Source organism: Rickettsia endosymbiont of Thecocarcelia acutangulata, assembly GCF_964263195.1.
Lineage (GTDB): Bacteria > Pseudomonadota > Alphaproteobacteria > Rickettsiales > Rickettsiaceae > Rickettsia > Rickettsia felis.
This window is the reverse complement of sequence record NZ_OZ181652.1, coordinates 260,566-278,732: the sequence shown is the minus strand read 5'-3', so window position 1 is coordinate 278,732 and position 18,167 is coordinate 260,566. Positions and strand designations below refer to the sequence as shown.

Below are 18,167 nucleotides of genomic sequence, written 5' to 3'. Positions count from 1 at the left end.
AATATTTAATTAAATTAGTAACGCATTATATACAAAATATTAATAAAGTAAAGGGAAAATAAATTTATCTTAAGGATTTATTGAAATATGCACACTTTCCCGCTGCCTTTTATGTCATTCCTAGCTAAAGGCGGTATTGTTGAATGGATTGTTTTATGTCATTCCCGCATGGCATTGTTGCGTGGATCAGTTTTACCTCTGTCATCCCGTGGCTTGACCGGCGTTGTTGCATGGCTCGATTTCACCACTGTCATCCCGTGGCTTGATCACGGGATCCAGTTAAAAATACTAAAATTATTAGTATTTGTTATTGTTTTTATGGACCTAGTTAGCAAGCGAACTAGGTGACACAGTAGGTTTTACCAGTCTACGCAACAATGCCACGCAGGAATGACATAGAACAAAAGCTGTCCGGTACTATAAGGAATGACACAGAATAAAAATTGTCCGGCACTATGAGTCAATTAAGACGTTCGATATAATGTACAGCCTTAATAAGGTCATATTGATTAACGGCAAAAGGACCACGGAAAGGTTTATCAAGGATAAATAATAAAAAGAGCATTTATGATGAAGTGATACAAACTAAACCAACCGAAATCTTATGTAAATAAAGCTTGGTGCCAAGCATACAGACAAAAATTAAATTAATAGCGGTCATTATACATACAACTATCCAATATTGAATATTTAAGGAAAAATAGGACATTTTAATCCTGTTATACCTTACGGTATAAAGCTCTTTTATCTCCTCAATGATTTCCTGCTTAGTAAATAGCTGCATTTGCTCGCTTGCTTTATAAGCTTGTAGTCGCTTATTAATATCTTGGAGGAAAATAAGAGCTTCATGACCGATTTTCTTGCCGTCTTTCATTAATTGCCATTCACGCTGCATTACATCTTTGGTATAATTTTTAATATCTAGATAAATTGCAGGTCTCATTTCATGAGGAAGCCAACCTACACTATCTGCAAGCCTCATCAATACTATAGATTCTGCTGCCACCCCTCTTGTGCTTTATTAAAATTACCGAGTAAATAAATTAATACAAAACCGGTTGATACCGCATACATACTACCGACTACACCTGATAAAAACCCGCCAAGGCTTCCAAGATCTTCTTTTTGAAAATTATTAGGAATAATATATTTTGTTAAATATAAACATCCCGCACAAAAACTCATCAAAACAATATTAGGAACGGTATAGATAAAGTCAATTATATGATTAAGCATAAGCATTGTAGTTTTTACGTTATGTCATTCCCACAGGGCATTAGTCTTGTTGTATGGATACCTAGTCGTCATTGCGAGAAGAATTACATAGTAATTCGACAAAGCAATCTCAGGATGCTTGACAAGATTGCCACGTCGCTTCGCTCCTCGCAATGACGACTAGCTATTCAGACAGGCAATGCCTTGCGAGCTACACTTCCGTCTCTTCTAAGACCACTGTAGAATCAGCAAGTTTAATAATTTTTTCAATTTTTAACCGAGCTTCTTTTAATTTTTTTTCACAATGATTCTTAAGTAAAATACCTCTTTCAAAGCTATTAACTGCCGTCTCTAGACTCTCTTGTCCGTTATCTATTTTTTTAACAATTTCCTCAAGCTCTTTTAAAGCTTCTTCAAAGCTAATATTTTCTTCTAAAGTTTTAGTATTAGTCATTTATTTTTATTTTTTAATGGTTATCTGTAGTAGTTTTGTTTTCAGTTGTTTGTGGTATAAGTAATTTTTTTAGCTCACTACTATCAAAAGTTTTCTTAGGAGCAAAAATACTCCCTTGCATTTTTATATTAAGATGTGCCAAACTATCTTTATCGGAACTTGTATTTGAGGGATTTAACTTAACAAGCCTTGCCGGTACGTAAAATGATAAAATACTAGATGCATCCATATCAAAATTATATATATTAACTGCAAAAGAAGCCGCACCGCTACTATATTGTGTTGCAAATTTTACTTTCTTTAAAAGGGCAATACCTTTTTGTAGTTCAATATCACCGCTTATACCTCTAATATTTTCTTGTCCTGTGGTTATAGCACTATTTATATCTTTATCTAAATTTTGTACCTTATAATCAGCTGTATTAATTTTTTCTATAAAAGAATCAATTCCAAAATTATTAACATCTATATTGTTTATAGCAAATTGTGATTTTGTAGTAAGGTTATATAGCTGGCTTTGAAGGCTATTACCGTTAGTCCCTAAACTACCGCTTATACTTACTTTTCCGCTACTTGCAGTAAATATTTTAGGCATAAGAGCCAAAACTTTATCTAAATCTATTGTATTTAAAGCATATACGAAATTTATAGAATAAGGCTCCAATAAAATATTGCCGCTACCTTGAAGCTTGCCGCCTAATAATTCTGCTTCAATATTATTAAATTGTAATAGATTATTATTATTTGCTACATAAAATTTAACATTTTTCAATATTAAATTATTCTGTGATAATGTTGATAATGTCCCGTAAAATTGCAATGTAGCTTTATCTAAACTATAATCATTTATTAATTTATTTCTTAAATTAAGCATTCCTGCCGGTGATAATAAATCAGTAGTAAGATTACCGTCCTTAATTTCTATGGTCAAAGACGGTAATACACTCGAAGCATCCAAGTTCCAGCTAGTTGATAAATAGCTGCCCGCGGTTTTAAAATCTAAATTACTAATTTTTATATTAGCCGGTACGATTTTAGCAAGCAAATTCATTTTGTCAAATACATGATCGTTATACTTAACGCTATCTATCAAAATATCTAAATTAGCTAAATATCCTATTGTTCTAATAGGAATAAATTTACTTGGATAATCTAAAGTTTTCATATCCTTAGTTAAATTTTTTGTAAATTCGATAAGAGGCGAAATTATCGGATACGTCCTACCGCTTAAGTCAAGTGAAGATATATTAAGCGTAGCATCTAAACGAGGTGTTTGAGCAATAAATTTACTAGAAAAATTTCCCGATAAATTTAAATTGTCCGTTTTAAGTAATAAATTTTTAAAAAATAAATCTATTAAAGTGAGTTTTAAATCCGACGACAAGCTAAAAGAAATAGCTTCTTTAATAGTAACATCGTTAAATCCTAAAATATTCAGTAACGAATTTATATCATTGTGCTTTAAATATAGCTGTCCATCAAACATACTTCTAACGGCATTCTGTGTTACATTACCTGTAAGCTTAAATTCTCCACCTGACTTAATATTACCTGAAAGTTCATTTATCTTTAAAGTACCCTTTGATAAGTTAGAAGAAAAGACTATTTTTTCTAGTGCTTCATTACTACTTAAAATTATTTCGTTAATTGCTACGTCTGCTTTAAGCAATTTGTCAGCAAAAATAAATCTAATGTTTGAAGAAGAAGTATTAAATGTTACCTCTGCATTTGGAGAAATTAACGAACTTAGATCTATTTTAGGAAAATCTAATTTCACATTAGTAGTAATATTATCATTTTTAGCAATGTTAACAAATCCATTACCTGTAATAAAAGAGGATGCTATTACTATGTCTTTTAGCTCTATTTCATCTTCATTATTTGAAATATTAAATTTAACGTTTACTGCCTCATTTTGATTAAATTTATTAAAAAGATGGTTTAAATCCGGTAATATATTATACATTACCGATGCTAAATTTTTAATCTGATATTCACCGCTACCGCTAGTAAGCTTAAAATCTTTGTAAATTTGCGATAGCTTAAAACCATAATCATTATTATCAATATCAAGACTAAAATCTACTATATCGTCACGTTTATTAATTGAACCTGAAATTTTACCTATATAGTTACTTGTAGTTTTAAATATGTAATTAGACGATAAAGCATTTTCTTTTTTTAATATACAATTATTAAAATTTAAAATAGAATAGTCTTGTTTATTAATAATACTTAGATTAGTAACATTTAGATTTATATTTTGTAATTTATATTTAAAGAAATTCTTTATTAACTCTTCATGATTATAAATATTTAATACATTAGAATTAGAATAAAATTTAGCATCTAATATGTCTATTTTATTAATTTTAGGATTAAATTTTATAAGCGACCACAACGAAAAATGAATTTTAATCTGCTCTAAATCTAACTCTCCTCCTTCCTTTATCGTCTCAATAATTAAATAGGGCAAAGGAAATTTATTCATCTTTATTTTACCAATATTTTCTTTTGCAATTCCTAAATGACTGGTAAGATTATTGGTAACCGAATTATAGTTAACAAAAGATAATGCACCAAAGATTATAAATAACAATAATGAGAAACAAATTATAATGCCGGCAGCTATTTTTTTTATCATGTCTGTAAAAAAGTTTTTAAATATATTATTATATATAACTATCAAAATTTAAAGGTAAATTAATGAATTCTTTAGAAAATTTAATTTTAGTCGGTGTAATAAAATCATGTCACGGAATTAAAGGTCATGTAATTTTAAAATCTTTTACCGAACCTGCTACAAAAATACTTGAAAGAAATTTAGTAAATGAGTCAGGAGAAGATATACATATTAAGCTAATTAGCCAAAATACTAAAGGAGAATTAATTTGTACATTTAATGATATAGCTACTCGAAATGAGGCTGAAAATTTAAAAGGTTATAAACTATTTTGCTTGAGAGCAAGTTTACCGAAACTAGAAGAAGATGAATTTTATATAGCGGATTTAAATCATTTACCGGTATTAAAACAAGATCATAAAGAAATAGGCAAAATTAAAAATATTCTTAATTTTGGTGCCGGTGACATAATTGAAATAGAATTTTTAGATCAAACAACCGAATTATTACCTTTCAATAAAGGGCTTTTCCCTCTTATAACTAAAGATTATGTCGTTTTAAATTATCAAAGAGAAATTTAATTTTTTAACCCCTGATTTTTGAGTTGTTTTTGTAATTCTTCAATGCCTTTTTTTGTAAAACCGGTAAATTCAATAATTTCGTCTAAAGGCTTATTTTTCCTTAACATTCTTTTTGCCATCTCTGCTAATTTCATCTCACCGATATTTATCCCTTCTTGTCTGCCTTGCTGCAGCCAATGATCCACTATACTCCCCATAATTTCTTCTCCTTCTTCATGGTTTAAATGTGATTAAGTATTTTTTCTATTTCTATTATATCATTTTGACTAATTTGGGTCAAAGTATAGAATAAAATTAGTTCTATATAATTAATACCAATATTAACCTCAGCAAACTTAGGCAAAAGATCAGCTATTTCTTGCCATCTTTTTAACAAATCACGCTCATGAATATGCTTCATAAAAAATTGTAAAATTCCTGACCAAGCTGTCTCTTTCAATTGTTCATCAGGAATTTCATGAACATTATAATCAGCTGATAATCATTAGTCCAAGTAGCTTTTACCAATTCACTATTTTCAAATAATTTCCATAAATTTCGAGGAGCGTTATATTTTTGTGTGCCATTATAAAACACTAAAGGATATATGAAAGGAAATTTTTTGTTTTTTAGTACTTTCCTATGATGTTCCGCAATATTTAACATATACCTGAATAACCTAAAAGCCATATAATAATCAGGTTTACTTTGATGCTCTAGCAATAAAAATAAGTATCCGTCTTCACCGTCAAATTTAGCAAAAAATAGAATATCCAATATAGATTCTTTAAGACTTGGCTCTATAAAACTATCCTTTTCCATCTTAAGAGTCTCAAATATGAGTGAATCTTTGATATGAGGCGGTAAATGCATCTCAAAAAACTCCCTAGCAACGAAAGGATTTTCAAATGCACTCCGAATAATTTTATCATGTTTAAGTTTTTTAGACATAAATATTATTGATTTGTGGCACTATAAATACATCAATAATATGATTATTTCAATCCTTAATTGAGTAAATTATATGAATTTGACAATTAAGCCTTAAATACTATAATCAATATATGTATATAAATAGAAGGTTAAACTATATGCCTAAAACTTTAAAATACTCACTTATTATATTTATAAGTATAATATTGTTATTAATTATTATTCCTTTCTTTATTCCTTTAAATAATTATAAAGGAATAATAATAGATAAAGTTAAAGAGGCTACAAATAGAGATTTAACTATTAACGGCGATATAAAATTATCTTTATTACCAAATCCGGCAGTATCACTATCAGAAATTAAATTATCATCAATAGACGGCACGAAAGAACCTCATCTAATTTCCGTTGAAAATGCTAAAGCGTCATTAAAGCTTTTTCCTCTTTTTAGAGGAGCAATTGAAGTAGCTTCTATAGAACTGCAAAAACCGATTATAAATCTAGAAGTTTTGAATAACGGACAAAAAAATTGGCAATTTGCTACACCTACCTCTAATAATAACCCTAAAATAAATAATGTTAGGTCTGCAGAATCTACTAATGCTAATAGTGAATTAGAGCTTCCTATTTTAATTAGTCATTTTAAAATTATAGACGGTAAAGTAATATATATAGAAAAAAATAGTGAGAAAATATTTAACGATATTAATTTAGATACTAAAATAAAAAGCCTTAAAGGTCCTATAGACTTTACTTTAGCTTTAAAGGCTTTGGAACAACAGATTAATATAGAGGGAAATATTCAAGAAATCGGAAAAATAATTCCGTTAAGTGCTAATATTAATCTTGTCGGTGAAAAAATTAAAATCGAAGGGAAATTTGATAGCGAAAATAATTCTTTTATAGGTAACGCAAATATTAAAGGCAATACTAAAGCTTTAGGCGTGCCGGCTAACTTACAAAATGACTATGAGCTAACTACGGCAATTACTGCCAATAATAAAAATATAACTATAAAAGATGCCAGACTAAATTATCCAAATATAGAATTACTAGCAAATGCAAATTATGATATAGAACGTAATAACCTAAAATCAAATATTATTATCAATCCCGGTAACATTAAAACCGAGATTAGCTCTAATTTAGATAAGACAAATATTATGCTACAAGCTGATAGTTTAAAACCTATACTTGATGCTCTAAAGCTAAAGACCGATAAATTACCGCCTATTATTAACCAGAAGCTGAATCTTACTTCTAATGTAATTTGTAATTCTCAAACAATAAAATTACAAAATATTAATTTATCGGCGGCCAATAGTAATCTAACCGGAGATATTGAGCTTAAAAACTTAGCACAAGATATCACTATTTCTCATAATCTAAAAATTAATAATTTTGAGTCGTTTATGTCTCTTATGGGAGTAAGTAATTTAAGTAAGATTGGGGTATTACAGTTAAATGGGGAAGTACAAAAAATTAAAGATACTTTCCATATTAATAATAAAATATCTGCTTTTAATACTAACATATCTATTAAAGGCGATATTAATTTAGCAGCTCAGAAGCCAAATTTTAATCTTAACTTATACAGTCCTTTAGTTAATTTGGATAAAATTCTTGCAAGTAATAGCCCTACCACTGTTCCAAGTAAAACTAGTAGCCCTGCTACTCAAAACATACCTACAGCTAAAAATAATTCTCCTTGGTCAAACAATCCTATTAACTTAGGATTTTTAAATGAAATTGAAGGACAATTATCCGCAAATATTGATAAACTAACTAACGACTCATTAATCATAAATAATTTAAAAGCAAAATTAAATATCACCGGCGGCACGCTGAATATTACTTCAGTTAATGCGAGCATTTACGGTGGCGAACTAAGTAGCACCGGTTATGTGAGTTCAGGAAAAGATCAAGAAGCTGCAATTAAAATTGATTTAAAAAATGCCTATCTCAAAAGTTTAACTCCGCAATTGGGTAAAATAAAAATAACCGATGGACGACTAAGTTTTAAAACGGATTTTACTTCTCGCGGTAATAGCGTTTATACATATGTTAATAATCTAAATGGACAATTTAACGTAAATAGTGATAACGGAAAAATAAGCGGGTTTGACTTAAACCGAATTGCAGATGCAGTACATAATGCTAAAAATACCGAAGGAGTATTACGGCTTATTAACAGCTCTTTTAGTGGCGGATCAACATCTTTCAAAAATTTAATTGCCGGCGGCAATATAACGCAAGGCAAGCTTAATTTAAATGAATGTAGTTTAGATGCTACGCCAGCCAAAGCAAATGCAAGCGGTCAAATTAACTTATCGCAATATATGATGGATATTAGTGCAAGCGTTACTATTGCTGATTTACCTCCTATAGCCGTTAAATTATATGGATTTATAAATAACCCGCAGCATAAATTAGATGTTCAAGCTCTTCAAACATATCTAGTTAAAAACGTATTTAATAGCGTTATTAAAGACCTAAAAAGCGGAGAGAAGAAACCTGAAAATATCATTAAAGATGCTTTAGGTCTTAGAAAGAAAAAAGATACAAATACAGAGGAACAAAGCAGCCCTCCGCCGGAAAATCAACAAGCAGATCCTGTGAATAAACTGCTACAAAAAGGATTGAAGAAACTGTTTTGATGTGACCGTCACGTGTGTTGTATGACTTATTATTTCTCTCTGTGTCATCCCGTGATTTATTCGGCTTTGTTGCGTGGCTCAATGTCATTCCCACTTAGGAGGGAATCCAGTAATCCTTAATGTCATCCCGTGGCTTGACCACGGGGTCCAGGTTTTTATTTTTTCCTGGATCCTGTGAATAAATCACGGAATGCCAGAGAAAAAACTAGATTCCTGCCGTTGCTAAGAATGACATTGTACGCTTTTTCTGAGCCATACAACAACGCTTTCTTACAATGACGACATATATATTTAATTAGGAATACCAACTATTCGCATTTAAGTGCATCCCCCAATTGATAAACTTCTATTATTTCCTCAGTATCTAACACCAAATTAGGTATGTTTTTAGGGAAATCTTGAATTGCTTTAGTAATTTTTGCTGCTTCTTCATCATAATTTGCCTTTTTCAACAAAATAATAAAATCTTCATATAATGATTTTTTATTTGGATTTAACCCTATAGCTCTTTTGATAGAAGCGAGTGCTTCTTCCGGATTTATTTTATGTAACTTATTAAAAAACTCTTCGTGGTAGTATGCTTTACTTGGATCTAATTCAATAGCTTTCTTTAATGATTTAATTGCATTATCTTGTTGTTTTTCCATTAAAATAGAACTTAAAATATGAAAAACTTCAGCTTCCCTATTGTTATATTTTTCAGTTTTATTATAAGTTTCAATAAAATTTGAAAGTTCTTCAGGATCAGTTTCAACGAATTTTCGTAGATTGGCTTTTTCTTCTTGATATTGATATCTATTATGAAGAGCAAGACATTTTTTAAACAGCTCTGCAATTTCATCTTTAGTCATAATCTATCCTCTATTAATCTACTATAATATAAAAAAACTAAACCGGTAAAGCTAATATTTACCCATATTGTTTTTTCCATTCTATTTTCATCTTTTTATATTTCTTATTATCTTCTGCCTCTTGCCATTTTTTGAAAAATATATCGGCACTTTTTACTTTTTTTTGGATCACCCCCTCCTCTTTCTAAATTCTTATAATCATGTTCTTTGTCATATTTTTTCCCACCTTTATAATTAGCATAACGTCTACTTCTAGTAAAACCCATTTGCAAATATTTACGAGCCATATCAGCTCCAACAAAATCATTATCCTCTAAGTATTTTAAAAAAATTTCATATATTTTTTCACTACTTTCTTTAGCAATTTCAGGAGTTTTAAACTTCCAATAAGGCAAAATTTCATTTTTATATGGTTGACAAATTAATACTCCTTGTTCACCTTTACCTACTCTATAGCTTTCCGGGCATTTACGATAATCAATATCATTTTTCCATGTATAATTTTTATTATCAAAATTTAGATAGCTTGGTTTTTCCATAACTTATGATATATTTGTAATTAATAATTTATAACTACAATTTCAATATAAGTAAATAAATCTGAAGCTTGTAAAGCTAAGTAAGTATTTTAAATAAACTTTAATTTAAAATCGTATGGTTAAGAAAATAGTACAAAATACGAAAACTTTACATGTACGTCCTAAAGGAAGATCAGCGGATTACATAACTCCTAACTTTATATATGGCTGTGCAGGAGGTTGTAGAAATAGTTATTGTTATGTAATGCGTCACAACTATGAAACATTATATATAAATGAAAATATAGATCAAATACTTGACGTATTAGATAAACATGTAGCAAGTTTACCGATTAAAGTTTCAAATCAAACGGATTCAAAATATTGGACATATGATATAGGTTGTTCTACCGATGTAAGTTTGCATTGGAAACACACTAATTGGTTAAAGATATTTAATTTCTTTAAAGAACATCCGCATGCTAAAGCAACTTTTGCTACTAAATATGTTAATCCTAAACTGCTTAATTTTAATCCTGAAGGCAAAATAAGGATTAGATTTAGTTTGATGCCGGCAAGGATAAGTGAGATATTAGAGCCAAAAACGAGTCCGATTATCGAGAGAATAAAAGCGGTGAATATTTTTATTGAAGCAGGTTACGAAGTTCATCTAAACTTTTCTCCTATTATTGCTTATGAAGGCTGGCTTACCGAATATGCAAAGTTATTTGAAGATTTAGATCAATACATAAATAACCAATATAAACCGTTTATAAAAGCGGAATGTATATTTTTAACACATAACGAAAAGCAGCATGAAAGAAATATTGCCTCAAATAGATTAGAGAGTGAAGCTTTAATTTGGCAACCAAATATACAGGAAAATAAAGTAAGCGAATATGGAGGCAAGGCTGTACGTTATAAAGCCGGTATTAAGAGTAATTTTATCAAACGATGGAACGAGTTGCATGATAGGTTAATTCCTTGGAATCAAATACGATATATCTTCTAACTCTTCTTATTTAAAAATTATAGTTATAAATAAAAAATCACTTGCATGAAAATAAACCTATGACGTATTTCTTTACGTTGGTTTTCAATTTATCTTCCATAAAAGTAACCCGACACTATTATCTCTCAGCTAATAAAGGATATAGTGCTAGTTGAGGACAAAAGTAAAAATATAAAAAACAAATAAAATATCGAATAAGCAAAAAATCGTTTAGCCTGTTTGTTATCAGGGGTGTCATAGAATAAAAAACCGGAATAATATAGAAATACTAACCCTAAAATGCCTGCAATTATTAAATATATAAAATTATTCATTCCGATAAAAAAAGGCATTAACGAAACAATAAATAAAAGAATGCTGTAAATTAGAATTTGTTTCTTAGTATATAAATTCCCTTTTACTGCAGGCATCATTGGTACTTTACAGTTTTTATAATCATCGTTACAGAATAAAGCAAGAGCCCATGAATGTGGTGGCGTCCAAATAAAAATAATCAAAAATAATATAATCGACTCTAGAGATATAGTATTGCTTACCGCTGCATAACCTATCACAGGAGGTAATGCTCCCGATACTCCGCCAATAACGATATTTTGTATAGAACGACGCTTTAACCAAATAGTATAAATACAGATATAATAAAAAATAGTGAATAGCAGTAAAAAGGAGGCAAGTAGATTAACACATAAAGCCATAAAAAATACTGCAAAAAATCCTGTTATCAAACCAAAAGATAAAGCCTCATCAGGTTCTATAGCACCTCTGACGATAGGTCTTTTTTGAGTACGTTTCATTAAGCTATCGATATCTCTATCGTACCACATATTAATTGCTCCTGCACTACCCGCCCCAAGAGCTATGCAAACAACTGCAATACCGGCAATAAAAGGATGCACGGAATAAGGAGCAAGCCATATACCTACAAAACCTGTAAAAATCACAAGCGACATCACACGCGGTTTCATAAGTAAAATATAGTCTTTAACAGTACTCTGTGAATGATTGATTTTATCTAAATTGATTGGCGTTACTAAAGAACTCATATGAAATATTTTTTAATTAAATATAAAAAGTTTTAGGGTAAAAATCAATGATTGACTTTGATATAAGAAATGTATATATTTTCTTGTAATTCAAATATAAAGTTAAGGATATTATCAGTGACAAAAATTGTTCGTTCTAAATATAAAGCTAGTAGAAGACTTGGAGTAAGTCTATGGGGTGATAGCAAGGATGCTTTCAATACACGAAATTATCGTCCCGGACAACATGGGCAGAATACCATGATTAAAACTTCAGATTATGGTTTACATTTAAAAGCTAAGCAAAGATTAAAATGCCATTACGGTCGTGTCACTGAAAAACAATTTAGAAATATTTTTGCACTTGCTCAAAAAATGAAAGGTAATACTGGTGAAAACTTCATTGGGTTACTTGAAAGCAGACTTGATACAGTTGTTTATAGAATGAATATAGCTCCAACTATTTTTGCTGCAAGACAATTAGTTTCACACGGGCATATTAAATTAAACGGTAAGAAAGCCGATATAGCAAGCATACGACTAAAGGAAGGTGATGTTATAGAAGTCAAAGAATCCGTAAAACAAATACAGCTTATCCAAGAATCCGTTTCAAAACAAGGTCAAACAACACCAGGCTATTTATCATTTGATGTACCTTCATTAACTGGTAAATATTTAAGAGTTCCTGCTCTTTCTGATGTTCCATATTCTTTTGAAGCAGAAGTTCATTTAGTGATCGAGCTATATTCTCGTTAATAATTACAAAAAGGCAGGTTTTATTTATCTGCCTTTTTACTTTCTTCCCTACACCTACATTTTTCCTTTATACTATAACACAACTTATCACCTAATTCGGCAGCGTTTATTAAAGATAGATTAGTTAAGAATTTAACGTCTGAGCTAAGAAAAAACTGTAAATTTTGACGTAGCAAGAATGAATTGACACGCTTCTTTTAGTCGCTCGAAAGATATTGTTGCGTGGATCAATTTCACCTCTGTCATCCCGTGGCTTGACTGGAGTTGTTGCACGGCTCGAAAAAAACGTACGATGTCATTCCCGCGTAGGCGGGAATCCAGCATAAAGCGAGATAAATCGAGCTTTTAATTTTAAAAACTTGCCGTATTTATGTTTTTTACTGGATCCCGTGGTCAAGCCACGGGATGGAGGTGAAATTGATCCACGCGGGCAACGACTTGCGATGAGCGAAGCTCCATATATAATAATTGTTTCTACTTGCGTATTATTTTGCGTATTATTTTTAAGAAAATATAATGCCATTATTTTAATAAAAATAATGCTGCTTCTACCTTTTCCAAGAAGTTAGCATATGGAACGCATTTAATAATTAGCGGTATAACTGGTTTTATTGTAAATGGGACAAAAGGAGGCAGTATTTTTGTTTCGGCAACTCTTGCTGATGAAATCTTAATAACCAAAGGGTATTTTCAGAAACATTATCTTACTTCTGCCACATTTAAAGGAAGTTTAATCTACCCTATTACTACAAATCTCATCACGACTTTTCCTAATTATTCAGTACCAATTTATTTAACTTCTACAGCTGCAATATTAAGCTTAACATATTATGGGACTGATTTCTTAAATTATCAGGAAAATTTAAAAGAAATTCAGACAAACTTAACTCCTAATATTAGGGTAATTGACCCTAATATACTTTCTAACAATTTTAAAAATGATTCAAAAAATGAAATTAAAGATGTAACTCAAGGATTTTATCACATTTTTAATAATCCAATTATTAGAAATATGGTTATAACAAATGTTTTAGATTTAATTGAAGCATGTATAAATAGTAGTTTTATTAACTACACCGGAAATGATGGCAATACATTAATTGCATTGACCTTACTCATACAGGACCCTACTGCTGCTATAGGACCTCTTGTTTCTCAAGGAGCAAAAATCAGTATTTCATGGTGTGGAAAAAATATAATAAGCACACTATTCCAATCATATAAAACTTCTTTAACACAAAATACTCAAGATTTAATCGAACAAAAAGCTTTAGAACTGTTACTAAACGAGGAATATAAAAGTAAAATCTTAGGATTAAAGGATATAGAAGCTATTACTAATAATTTATTCTATGATCTTAGAATTACTTTTAATATTGGAATTTTACAATTAGGGAATTTAACAACTCAAAAAATTATACAGCTTATTGCATTGCGAGATATAATGAATTTAGTTCCAGGAGCTATTATATTTAATGAGTTTGAAAATATTAAGCAAGGATTTTTAAATATATTATATCAACTGGATATTTCTTACAGGAAAGAAGCAGAGAAAATTAACGAAACAACAGCTTCTATAGTAAGCAATATATCCTATAATACTTTAAATATCTTGTTAACTGATTCTGCTCAATTTGTACAAAATCAATATGCCAAACAGCTTAAAGCTAAAAAAGAAGTATCAAAGAAGATGCTGGTTTTAGATAACATAAAAAATACTATAACCACTATACTAGATAGCTCAGATAAATTCATAAAATTACTTTACTATATTTATAAAGTAAAAAATGGAGAGATTACATTTGAGCAAGCTCTACTACTTAATCCTTGGCTTGAAACCTTAAAACCATTCGTAACAAGTTCCTCATTAAAAATAATCTTTAGTGGAGCAGTTATATCACAAGAGAGAATTATAAAATTAATAGAGGCACTTTCTTCTGAAGATAAAAAAGGAATAACATGGTCTACTAATGATACAAATGATGAACTTGTAATTTCTGATTATAACCTAATTATAGAAGAAAGAACTATTTTGAGTTTTGAAAAATTAGTATTAAAACTAGGAGCACATTATCTTCTTTCAGCTTCCTCAGGAAAAGGCAAAACTACTTTTTTAAAGAGTTTAGTAAATTGTATTGCTGATCCATGCCATAGTGTTGGTGAAATTTCCATACCTACCCATTATCAAAATCCAAAAATAATATTTATTGATCAGAATAGTTACATACCGGCTCAATCTACTTTATTTGAAGTAATAACCTCTGGTCTTGATCAATCATTAAAAGTAATAAACAATCATTAGAAGAAAAAATTAACACACTATTTATAAAATTGGATCTAGGTACATTAATTACGCACTTAAGTGATAAAAATTATGATGTAATAAATGCACCAAGCGGCGGTCAAAAGAAAAAAATTGGAATCATTAAAGCTATAATTTCAAACCCTAAAATATTAATTTTAGACGAGGTGTTTGCCAATCTTGATAAAATATCTATAGAAAATGCACAACAAGCTTTAAAAGAATTTTTACCGGAAACTTTAATTCTTGTAGTACATCATGACGGTAAATCTCATGATTATAATAATTTTTATGATCAGTATATAAATCTTGAAGATTTGTACGCTGAAATAAAATTATTAGGAGAATAGCTATTCTATTCAACCCTATATACTGTATATACTAAATCTAGGTGTTCAATTATGGGAGTTTTTTAAGATTTCTTTATAGACTTCAAGGTTTTTTCTTAGCATCAGATCAAGAGAGAAATTATTAATTACCGTACGTCTTGCTGCTTCTTGGATTTTCTTAGCAGTATCAGTACCTAAAATCGAGAAGCAATAATCGATTTTCTCTGCTAACGCTTCGGCATTATTCGGTTCTACGTGGAAACCGGTTATATTATTATTTATCGTTTCTACTGCCCCGCCGATATTAGTTGCAATAACAAGCTTCTCCATCGCCTGCCCTTCTATAATAGTACGTCCGAAAGCTTCAGGCTCGATTGAGGCAGAAACGATAATATCGGAAATCCCATATAGGTTTATTATATCCGAATCATTACCGAAAATTTGAATTTTATTTTGAAGCTTTAGAGTAGCTATAAGCTCTTTGACTCTATTAGTAAAATTGGGATGTCTAGATATATCGCCAACCATTAAACAATAAAAATCTCTATGTTTTAACTTACTTAATGCTTCTACTAGAACAAGATGTCCTTTCCAGCTTGTCATTCTAGAAGGCATTAATATTATCGGCACGTTGCTCGGTGCATCATATTTATCACGACATTTTTTAAGTTTTTCAGGCGTTAAATTTGCCGGATCAAAATAATCACAATTTACTCCACGCTCAATTACTACTATTTTGTCTTCATCAATTTTATAGTTTTCAAGCAAATGTTGTTTTACAAAATTGGATACAGCAATAACTTTCTCGCCTTTTAGCATTATGCTATTATAATATTTTTTAAAACTATTCGGAATATTATAAATCCCATGAAAAGTAGTCAAAAATTTAGCATTCGTCCATTTTGTTGCTAGATATGAACTCCATGCCGGTGCCCTTGATCTTGTATGAACTATATCAACATTATATTTTTTGATTATTTCTGCTATCAATTTTGCATTATTCAGAATTACAAAAGGATTTTTACTGCTACTATTCATTTCAATATGCAATATATCTTCCTTATCTAACTCTTTAACTAGAGTACCGCCTGCTGAAATTATGATAGGAGTATGACCGAGAATTTTAAGATATTTTGCAACTTCTATAGTACCTCTTTCAACCCCTCCCGAAACTAGAGCAGGAACTACTTGCAAAATAGTATATTTATTGTATCGTTTACTTGACTTTAATGAAGGCATTAAATCTCAATCTATTAAAATAATTATTTAAAATGCACAAGCTTTATAATAAAACACAAGACAAATTTATTGTCTATGATAATTATAGAATAATTAATACAAATATTCTATCTGTAATTTTTTTACACGGCTTGATGTCTAGTATGCAATCAACTAAGGCTATCTATTTAATAGATTATTGTAAAAAAAACAATTATAATTTTATTGTTTTTGATAATTTCGGCCATGGAAACGCATCAGGACGATTTGAGGATCAAACAATTAGTGATTGGTTAGAAGGAGTATCACTAATTTTAGACAAATTAATTGATAAGGAGGCAATATTAGTCGGTTCAAGCATGGGTGGGTGGTTAGCACTCCTTGCAGCTTTAAAATTCCCTGATAAAATAAAAGGGCTTGTGTGTTTAGCTCCCGCTTCCGATTTTACTGAAGATATTTGGCAAAATATATCTCTAGATGATCAAAATAAGATGCAAAAAGAGAGAATATTAGAAGTAAGAGGTAAAAATTGTGAGCATAAATATCCTATAAGCTATAAACTGATAGAAGATGCAAAAAAACATTTATTATTGACAAAGAAACAGATTGATATAAATATACCGGTACATCTAATTCATGGAATGTTAGATGAAGACGTGCCTTATAATGTTTCAGTAAAATTATTAGAAAAAATAATAAGTAAACAAATAGTAATGAAGCTAATTAAAGACGGTCACCATAATTTATCTAGAGAAGAAGATTTAAAGGTAATGGCAAATTCCTTAGAAGAAATGATAAGTAATATTAAATAAAAAACAAATATGTATAGTAAAATAAATAAAGTTCATGATTTTAAAGAAGTTATAGAAGCGGTAAAACAAGCCGATAATACTAGCTTAGTGCTTTTTGATGTAGATGAAGTAATTGTAATGGATAGTGATGAATCTAGGTTAACACATGATTATAGAAAAGAATTAATGAATAACATTGAAAAAAGACTTACTAGAAAAGAATGTGAATTATTACTTAGCGTTATTCTTAAAGGAAAAAAATCTAGGTTCGTTAATTTAGATATTTTAAAAATATTTAATCTACTTAAAGAAAAAAATATTCCAGCAATGGGGCTTACTAAACTTCCTACCGGTAAATTCGGCGTAATTGAAGATATGATCGAATGGAGAATTCGTGAACTCACTGAATTAAAGGTAAATTTTCAAGAATTTTCACCTTTAGAAGATGAAATAACAATCGAGGATTTTAATATCGGTTACGGTAAACCTACATTAAAAGATGGCATAATTTATACTGCGGAATATGATAAAGGAAGCGTACTTGAATATGTATTACGCAAAACAGATTATTATCCGCAATCAATAATATTTATTGATGATATAGAAGAAAATTTACTATCATTACAAGAAGTTTGTAAGAAACTAAAAATTAACTATCAAGGATTTGAATTTATGGGTTCTGCTATCGTTCTTGAACCTGATCTTGATGAACAATTAGAAAAAATCAGATTTGAAATTCTAGAAAAAGAATATAAATGGTTAACGGACGAGGAACTTAAAAAGCATACTTTGTCATAACTTGGAGGCATTGTTGCGTGGAGCGGTAAAACCCACTGTGTCACCCCGTGGCTTGACCACGGGGTCCATAAAAACAATAAAAAATACTAATAATTTTAGTATTTTTAACTGGATCCTGTGGTCAAGCC

The 18,167-nt window shown here is 29.9% G+C and carries 18 protein-coding genes and 1 pseudogene; 9 read left to right on the top strand and 10 right to left on the bottom strand.

Going from position 1 to position 18,167, the window contains the following annotated elements; genetic code table 11:
• Nucleotides 1-87: 87 nt before the first annotated feature.
• Nucleotides 88-348 carry a hypothetical protein gene (locus tag ACE38Q_RS01505; protein WP_500189824.1) on the top strand — a complete coding sequence of 87 codons (261 nt, stop codon included), beginning with the start codon at nucleotides 88-90 and terminating at the stop codon, nucleotides 346-348.
• Between the two features lie 112 nt (nucleotides 349-460).
• Here the strand turns inward: ACE38Q_RS01505 and ACE38Q_RS01500 are convergent.
• The 3 genes and pseudogenes from ACE38Q_RS01500 to ACE38Q_RS01490 all read right to left on the bottom strand — a co-directional run bounded on the left by ACE38Q_RS01500 (nucleotide 461) and on the right by ACE38Q_RS01490 (nucleotide 4,313).
• Nucleotides 461-1,185, bottom strand: a pseudogene (locus tag ACE38Q_RS01500) (bestrophin-like domain).
• A gap of 241 nt (nucleotides 1,186-1,426) precedes the next feature.
• Nucleotides 1,427-1,669: an exodeoxyribonuclease VII small subunit gene (locus ACE38Q_RS01495; protein WP_500189823.1), complete on the bottom strand. Its 243-nt coding sequence runs from the start codon at nucleotides 1,667-1,669 to the stop codon at nucleotides 1,427-1,429.
• Nucleotides 1,670-1,682: 13 nt separating this feature from the next.
• A complete protein-coding gene (locus tag ACE38Q_RS01490) occupies nucleotides 1,683-4,313 on the bottom strand; it encodes an exodeoxyribonuclease 7 small subunit (protein ID WP_500189822.1) in 2,631 nt (876 codons plus the stop codon).
• Between the two features lie 62 nt (nucleotides 4,314-4,375).
• Here ACE38Q_RS01490 and rimM point away from each other — a divergent pair, with 62 nt between their 5' ends.
• Complete coding sequence (rimM, locus tag ACE38Q_RS01485; protein ID WP_500189821.1) at nucleotides 4,376-4,873, top strand: ribosome maturation factor RimM; 498 nt, start codon at nucleotides 4,376-4,378, stop codon at nucleotides 4,871-4,873.
• Here rimM and ACE38Q_RS01480 read toward each other — a convergent pair.
• The 3 genes from ACE38Q_RS01480 to ACE38Q_RS01470 are packed head-to-tail and all read right to left on the bottom strand — an operon-like array spanning nucleotide 4,870 to nucleotide 5,803.
• Nucleotides 4,870-5,070 (bottom strand): transposase, encoded by a 201-nt coding sequence (locus tag ACE38Q_RS01480; protein WP_500189820.1) that lies wholly within the window; start codon nucleotides 5,068-5,070, stop codon nucleotides 4,870-4,872. The genes rimM and ACE38Q_RS01480 overlap by 4 nt on opposite strands.
• Before the next feature lie 23 nt (nucleotides 5,071-5,093).
• Nucleotides 5,094-5,312 carry a hypothetical protein gene (locus tag ACE38Q_RS01475; RefSeq protein WP_500189819.1) on the bottom strand — a complete coding sequence of 73 codons (219 nt, stop codon included), beginning with the start codon at nucleotides 5,310-5,312 and terminating at the stop codon, nucleotides 5,094-5,096.
• Nucleotides 5,309-5,803, bottom strand: coding sequence for an Rpn family recombination-promoting nuclease/putative transposase (locus ACE38Q_RS01470; protein WP_500189818.1), 495 nt, complete (start codon nucleotides 5,801-5,803; stop codon nucleotides 5,309-5,311). The genes ACE38Q_RS01475 and ACE38Q_RS01470 overlap by 4 nt, the downstream gene beginning before the upstream one ends.
• Nucleotides 5,804-5,943: 140 nt before the next feature.
• Here ACE38Q_RS01470 and ACE38Q_RS01465 point away from each other — a divergent pair, with 140 nt between their 5' ends.
• On the top strand, nucleotides 5,944-8,442 hold the full coding sequence (locus tag ACE38Q_RS01465) for an AsmA family protein (protein WP_500189817.1): 2,499 nt from the start codon (nucleotides 5,944-5,946) through the stop codon (nucleotides 8,440-8,442).
• 308 nt (nucleotides 8,443-8,750) lie between these two features.
• On the opposite strand, the gene ACE38Q_RS01460 is transcribed toward ACE38Q_RS01465, so the two are convergent.
• Nucleotides 8,751-9,089, bottom strand: coding sequence for a hypothetical protein (locus tag ACE38Q_RS01460; protein WP_485441440.1), 339 nt, complete (start codon nucleotides 9,087-9,089; stop codon nucleotides 8,751-8,753).
• Nucleotides 9,090-9,400: 311 nt separating this feature from the next.
• Entirely contained in the window at nucleotides 9,401-9,832 is a 432-nt protein-coding gene (locus tag ACE38Q_RS01455) for a DUF4385 domain-containing protein (RefSeq protein ID WP_500189816.1), read from the bottom strand.
• Between the two features lie 115 nt (nucleotides 9,833-9,947).
• Here ACE38Q_RS01455 and ACE38Q_RS01450 point away from each other — a divergent pair, with 115 nt between their 5' ends.
• Nucleotides 9,948-10,823 (top strand): SPL family radical SAM protein, encoded by an 876-nt coding sequence (locus tag ACE38Q_RS01450; RefSeq protein ID WP_500189815.1) that lies wholly within the window; start codon nucleotides 9,948-9,950, stop codon nucleotides 10,821-10,823.
• A gap of 125 nt (nucleotides 10,824-10,948) precedes the next feature.
• On the opposite strand, the gene cyoE is transcribed toward ACE38Q_RS01450, so the two are convergent.
• Complete coding sequence (gene cyoE / locus ACE38Q_RS01445; RefSeq protein ID WP_500189814.1) at nucleotides 10,949-11,866, bottom strand: heme o synthase; 918 nt, start codon at nucleotides 11,864-11,866, stop codon at nucleotides 10,949-10,951.
• Between the two features lie 117 nt (nucleotides 11,867-11,983).
• Between cyoE and rpsD the strand changes: the two genes are divergently transcribed.
• From rpsD to ACE38Q_RS01430, 3 genes are all read left to right on the top strand, one after another.
• On the top strand, nucleotides 11,984-12,601 hold the full coding sequence (gene rpsD / locus ACE38Q_RS01440; protein ID WP_500189813.1) for a 30S ribosomal protein S4: 618 nt from the start codon (nucleotides 11,984-11,986) through the stop codon (nucleotides 12,599-12,601).
• A gap of 1,012 nt (nucleotides 12,602-13,613) precedes the next feature.
• Entirely contained in the window at nucleotides 13,614-14,903 is a 1,290-nt protein-coding gene (locus ACE38Q_RS01435) for a hypothetical protein (protein ID WP_500189812.1), read from the top strand.
• A 29-nt stretch (nucleotides 14,904-14,932) separates the two neighbouring features.
• Entirely contained in the window at nucleotides 14,933-15,253 is a 321-nt protein-coding gene (locus ACE38Q_RS01430; RefSeq protein WP_500189811.1) for an ATP-binding cassette domain-containing protein, read from the top strand.
• A 45-nt stretch (nucleotides 15,254-15,298) separates the two neighbouring features.
• On the opposite strand, the gene ACE38Q_RS01425 is transcribed toward ACE38Q_RS01430, so the two are convergent.
• On the bottom strand, nucleotides 15,299-16,471 hold the full coding sequence (locus ACE38Q_RS01425; protein WP_500189810.1) for a glycosyltransferase family 4 protein: 1,173 nt from the start codon (nucleotides 16,469-16,471) through the stop codon (nucleotides 15,299-15,301).
• 32 nt (nucleotides 16,472-16,503) lie between these two features.
• On the opposite strand from ACE38Q_RS01425, the gene ACE38Q_RS01420 reads away from it, so the two are divergent.
• Entirely contained in the window at nucleotides 16,504-17,262 is a 759-nt protein-coding gene (locus tag ACE38Q_RS01420; protein ID WP_500189809.1) for an alpha/beta hydrolase, read from the top strand.
• Between the two features lie 9 nt (nucleotides 17,263-17,271).
• Nucleotides 17,272-18,039, top strand: a complete 768-nt coding sequence (locus ACE38Q_RS01415) for a DUF2608 domain-containing protein (protein WP_500189808.1) — start codon at nucleotides 17,272-17,274, stop codon at nucleotides 18,037-18,039.
• Nucleotides 18,040-18,167: the final 128 nt, after the last annotated feature.

What these genes read in the sequence shown, in the direction of transcription:
- ACE38Q_RS01505 (WP_500189824.1), top strand. Translation starts at nt 88, where the DNA reads ATGCACACTTTCCCGCTGCCTTTTATGTCATTCCTAGCTAAAGGCGGT.
- ACE38Q_RS01495 (WP_500189823.1), bottom strand. Translation starts at nt 1,669, where the DNA reads ATGACTAATACTAAAACTTTAGAAGAAAATATTAGCTTTGAAGAAGCT.
- ACE38Q_RS01490 (WP_500189822.1), bottom strand. Translation starts at nt 4,313, where the DNA reads ATGATAAAAAAAATAGCTGCCGGCATTATAATTTGTTTCTCATTATTG.
- rimM (WP_500189821.1), top strand. Translation starts at nt 4,376, where the DNA reads ATGAATTCTTTAGAAAATTTAATTTTAGTCGGTGTAATAAAATCATGT.
- ACE38Q_RS01480 (WP_500189820.1), bottom strand. Translation starts at nt 5,070, where the DNA reads ATGGGGAGTATAGTGGATCATTGGCTGCAGCAAGGCAGACAAGAAGGG.
- ACE38Q_RS01470 (WP_500189818.1), bottom strand. Translation starts at nt 5,803, where the DNA reads ATGTCTAAAAAACTTAAACATGATAAAATTATTCGGAGTGCATTTGAA.
- ACE38Q_RS01465 (WP_500189817.1), top strand. Translation starts at nt 5,944, where the DNA reads ATGCCTAAAACTTTAAAATACTCACTTATTATATTTATAAGTATAATA.
- ACE38Q_RS01460 (WP_485441440.1), bottom strand. Translation starts at nt 9,089, where the DNA reads ATGGAAAAACAACAAGATAATGCAATTAAATCATTAAAGAAAGCTATT.
- ACE38Q_RS01455 (WP_500189816.1), bottom strand. Translation starts at nt 9,832, where the DNA reads ATGGAAAAACCAAGCTATCTAAATTTTGATAATAAAAATTATACATGG.
- ACE38Q_RS01450 (WP_500189815.1), top strand. Translation starts at nt 9,948, where the DNA reads ATGGTTAAGAAAATAGTACAAAATACGAAAACTTTACATGTACGTCCT.
- cyoE (WP_500189814.1), bottom strand. Translation starts at nt 11,866, where the DNA reads ATGAGTTCTTTAGTAACGCCAATCAATTTAGATAAAATCAATCATTCA.
- ACE38Q_RS01435 (WP_500189812.1), top strand. Translation starts at nt 13,614, where the DNA reads ATGGTTATAACAAATGTTTTAGATTTAATTGAAGCATGTATAAATAGT.
- ACE38Q_RS01425 (WP_500189810.1), bottom strand. Translation starts at nt 16,471, where the DNA reads ATGCCTTCATTAAAGTCAAGTAAACGATACAATAAATATACTATTTTG.
- ACE38Q_RS01420 (WP_500189809.1), top strand. Translation starts at nt 16,504, where the DNA reads ATGCACAAGCTTTATAATAAAACACAAGACAAATTTATTGTCTATGAT.
- ACE38Q_RS01415 (WP_500189808.1), top strand. Translation starts at nt 17,272, where the DNA reads ATGTATAGTAAAATAAATAAAGTTCATGATTTTAAAGAAGTTATAGAA.